This is a genomic window from uncultured Succinatimonas sp., assembly GCF_905203285.1.
In the GTDB taxonomy this organism is placed as follows: domain Bacteria; phylum Pseudomonadota; class Gammaproteobacteria; order Enterobacterales; family Succinivibrionaceae; genus Succinatimonas.
Genome location: NZ_CAJKVK010000127.1, coordinates 1 through 4,180 on the forward strand (window position 1 = coordinate 1; position 4,180 = coordinate 4,180).

Sequence of the window (4,180 nt, forward strand, 5' to 3'; positions counted from 1 at the left end):
ATAAATATTAAATTTTTTGATAAGATACGTTCATATATTTATGAACATTCGTTTTACTAAAATCAGATTGATTAGTTAAAGCGACTGAATTTTCCAGAGGTCAATATGGAAGAAAAATCGCGAGTGCCTGCATTAGCTAGATGTATGGCGATATTGTCTTATCTTGAAAAACATAAAAAATGTACCATATCGGAATTGGTAAATGCTTTGAAACTACCGCGCAGTTCCGGATACGTTTTAGTAGACGAAATGTTAAAGCAAGGTTTAATCAGTCAGGATAAAAACGGCTTTTTACAACTATGGATGCGTCTTATTGAATTAGGTTCTTGTGCATCACGCAATATTGATTTACGCGATAAGATTGTTCCTTCTTTAAGTTCTCTTTTAGACAGTGTTGAATGTCTTGCAGTGCATTACGGCATTATGGAAGGAGATCGGGGTTATTACGTGATTAAACTTGAAAGTCCTCGAGCCGGAATGCTTATAAAATCCCGTGAGGGATTACCGGTGTCATTGGTGCATGCAGGATTGGGAAAATGTCTTCTTGCTTACCAAAGTCCTGAAGTTAGAGAAAGGATTTTACCGACGATTGACTATACTCCGGAAAGTCCGACTTCTATAACCACACCTGAAGCGTTAAGGGCTGAGCTTGCAAAAATAAGGCTTCAAGGCTGGGCATTTGATAATAGTGAGGGCGAGGCGGATATCCGCTGTGTGGCTGCTCCTGTTTTTAATGCACAGCATGAACTTTTAGGAGCAATCTCAATTGTCGGATCTGTTCTTAAATTTAATGATGACGCAATTCCTGAAGTGGTCAAAAAAGTCAAGCAATGCGCAAGTAGCATTGAGCAAAGTATTCTTACATATTAGGTTAAACGATTTTATCTAATATATTAGAATTAATTTTAATACAATAAAATTTGTGATGCTTGTAGATTTTTTTGCTTCACATTTTGATTATTCTTTAGTAATGAGGTTATTTGGGTAGTTTTTTGTTTTTCCCGTAAATCTCGCTTTTAAGTTGAAACGCTTCTTAAAGAGAAGTTCAGATTGTTTATAGCAAGGAGGAAATCGCCTTATTTTGCAACAAATTTAAAGGTGATTATCGTTATGAATACTTTAGATTTTATTTATGAAAAAAAATTGGTTGCGATTTCTCGCGGCGTTTACGGTGATGATTTGTTAAAAGCTTCTCAAATCATTAATGAAGAAGGTATCTGCTTATTAGAGATTACGTTTGATCAGTCATCAGCTACTAATCTTATTGACACACCTAAATCAATTGAAAAAGTAAAGAATGCCTTAGGCGATAAGATGTGTGTCGGTGCAGGCACGGTAATGACTGTGGAACAGGCGCGTGCCGCAAAGGCTGCCGGAGCAGATTTTGCTTTGGCTCCCAATACTGATGTTGCAGTAATTCACGAGATGAAAAAGTTAGGTCTTATTGCAGTTCCCGGTGCATTTACTCCTTCTGAAGTTGCTACTGCCTATAACGAAGGTGCCGATATTGTTAAATTGTTCCCAGCATCAATTTTAGGCCTTGAGTATGTTAAAGCATTCAGAGCTCCGATTAACCATATTCCTTTAATGGCAGTAGGTGGAGTAAGTGTAGATAATGTTAAAGATTTCTTATCTTCAGGCTTTATGTCTGCAGGTGTAGGTTCACATATTATTAACGCTAAAAAGATTGCTGCCGGTGATTTTGACGGCGTTCGTAATGCTGCAAAGGGTTTTGTCGCTGCTATCAAGTAAAGGAGAGATCAAATGAGCGCGAAGAATTTTGTTGTATGTGATTGGGGTTCAACCAATATTCGTGCTTTCTTGTATTTAGACGGAAAGCAGGTAGAGGTAAAAAAATCCCATGAAGGCGTTACCACTGTTCGCGGTAAAGACTGTGAAGGTGCTTTTGATCGCCTTACTGCCGAGTGGTTCCAAAAATACGGACCGATGCCGACTATTATGGCCGGAATGGTTGGCAGTATTAACGGTTGGACTGATGCTGCATATTTGGATTGTCCGGTTGATTTAGGTGAGCTTTCAAGTCAGTTAACGGAAGTTCATCATTCAAAAGGATATAAGATCCGTATCGTTCCGGGTATTTGCGTAAGGGATAAAGATAATTGGAATGTTATTCGCGGTGAGGAAACTCAGCTTGCCGGTGCTTTTAAGTTAAGTCCGTCAAAAGTTTACATTATGCCGGGTACCCATTGTAAGTGGGTGTTGGCTGACGGTTCTCGCGTTAATAGCTTTAGAACTGCAATGACTGGTGAAATGCACTCCATTATGATGAAGTATTCACTAGTAGGTTTAGGTGCCGGAGAGCAGGAAGATTCCGAGCCTGACTTTATGGCTGGTTTGGAGCGCGGTTATACTGAGAACAATATTGTTCCTCGTCTTTTTGAAATCCGTGGTGCAAATATTTTAGGCGGTATTAAGCCTTGTCATGTTGGTGAATTCCTTTCAGGTCTTTCAATCGGAGCAGAAGTTGCTTCAATGCAGAAGATATTTAAGTTCACTAAAGAAGACAGCCCTCTTACCGTAATTGCCAATGATTTCTTCTACGCAAGGTATGAAAAGGCTTTAAAACTTGCTGGACTTGAAGCAAAGCAGCTTGATGCTGATACTTGCTTCCTTGAAGGCATTATTCCTCTTGCTCAGTCATTACTGTAATAAAAGGTTTAAATTAATTTAACGCCCGTAAGGGCGTTTTTTAAGGGCTGTTGAGTTATGAAAATTACTAAAGTCAGCACTTTCCGTGTTTTACCACGTTGGATGTTCGTTAAAGTCGAGACCGATGAGGGTATTTCCGGTTGGGGCGAGCCGGTGGTTGAAGGCCATGCCAAAACTGTAGAAGCTGCAGTTCATGAATGCGCTGAATATATTGTCGGTAAAGACCCTTCCAATATTAATGATATTTGGCAGATGCTTTACCGCACACGCTTTTATCGCGGTGGTCCTATAATGATGTCGGCCATTGCCGGTATCGATCAGGCTTTATGGGATATTAAAGGTAAGGCTTTAAATGTTAACGTCACTGAGCTTTTAGGCGGAAGAGTACGCGATAAGATTAAAGCTTACAGCTGGGTTGGCGGAGATCGTCCTGCTGATGTGGTTGAAGGCATTAATAAGCTTCGTGAAATCGGTTTTGATACATTTAAGCTTAACGGCTGCGAAGATTTGGGGATGATTGATACCCATAAAAAGATGAAGCATTCAATTCATATTGCCGAGCAGATTCGTAAAGAATTCGGTGATGAAATTGAATTCGGTCTTGACTTCCACGGCCGTGTAACCGCTCCGATGGCAAAGTTAATGATGAAGGAGCTTGAGCCTTATCATCCTTATTTTATCGAGGAGCCGGTACTTGCTGAAAACTGTGAGTATTACAGAGATTTGGCAGACTGCTCAAGCCTTATAATCGCTGCAGGCGAGCGTATGTATTCACGCTTTGAGTTCAAGCGTGTGTTTGAAGCTCGAGGTGTATCAATTCTTCAGCCTGATTTGTCACATGCAGGCGGTATTACCGAATGCATGAAGATCGCTTCAATGGCTGAGGCATATGATGTGGCTATTGCGCCGCATTGCCCGCTTGGACCTGTTGCTCTTGCTTCATGTCTTGCTGTTGACATGGTGTCTTGGAATGCTGCGCTGCAAGAGCAGAGTATGGGTATTCATTATAATCAGGGCGCTGAGCTTTTAACTTATGTAAATAACCCTGAAGATTTTGATATGTCTGACGGCTTCTTACATGCGTTAACAAAGCCCGGTCTTGGTGTTGAGGTTAATGAAGAGAGAATAAAGAAAGCAGCAGAGGAAGCTGATGTAAATTGGCATAACCCGGTTTGGCGTCATCCTGACGGTTCTGTTGCCGAGTGGTAATTTAATATTTTAAAAAAGCCTGGGTAAATGATTTAATAGTTTACCTCGGTTTTTTATTGATAAAACAATAGGTTGACATTTAATCTTTTGCTGATAAGATACGTTTTACATTTTAAATGTTTTTGTTTTGAGCTTGGAGGTTAATAAGTCTTAGAAAGAAATAATCTTATCATGTTGAATACGACGATTAATAATTTCAGAGAATACAACGAAGATAGTATGTTTATAACGCAAGCTACTTGGTCGGTACTAGTGTAGAATACATCTTGATTTGTTTTAAATTGTTTTTGTAAATATAGAA

General features: G+C 39.7%; 4 protein-coding genes. All 4 read left to right on the forward strand.

All coding sequences use genetic code 11. The features are described 5' to 3' along the window. Nucleotides 1–105 precede the first annotated feature (105 nt). The 4 genes from QZ019_RS09405 to dgoD all read left to right on the forward strand — a co-directional run bounded on the left by QZ019_RS09405 (nt 106) and on the right by dgoD (nt 3,879). A complete protein-coding gene (locus tag QZ019_RS09405) occupies nt 106–870 on the forward strand; it encodes an IclR family transcriptional regulator (RefSeq protein WP_295484517.1) in 765 nt (254 codons plus the stop codon). 240 nt (nt 871–1,110) lie between these two features. After that, the gene (locus QZ019_RS09410; protein WP_295484520.1) at nt 1,111–1,752 is read left to right on the forward strand and encodes a bifunctional 4-hydroxy-2-oxoglutarate aldolase/2-dehydro-3-deoxy-phosphogluconate aldolase; all 642 of its coding nucleotides are present in this window, start codon (nt 1,111–1,113) and stop codon (nt 1,750–1,752) included. A 12-nt stretch (nt 1,753–1,764) separates the two neighbouring features. Then, nucleotides 1,765–2,670 carry a 2-dehydro-3-deoxygalactonokinase gene (locus tag QZ019_RS09415; RefSeq protein WP_295484523.1) on the forward strand — a complete coding sequence of 302 codons (906 nt, stop codon included), beginning with the start codon at nt 1,765–1,767 and terminating at the stop codon, nt 2,668–2,670. 57 nt (nt 2,671–2,727) lie between these two features. Beyond that, nucleotides 2,728–3,879, forward strand: a complete 1,152-nt coding sequence (gene dgoD, locus QZ019_RS09420) for a galactonate dehydratase (protein ID WP_295484525.1) — start codon at nt 2,728–2,730, stop codon at nt 3,877–3,879. Nucleotides 3,880–4,180: the final 301 nt, after the last annotated feature.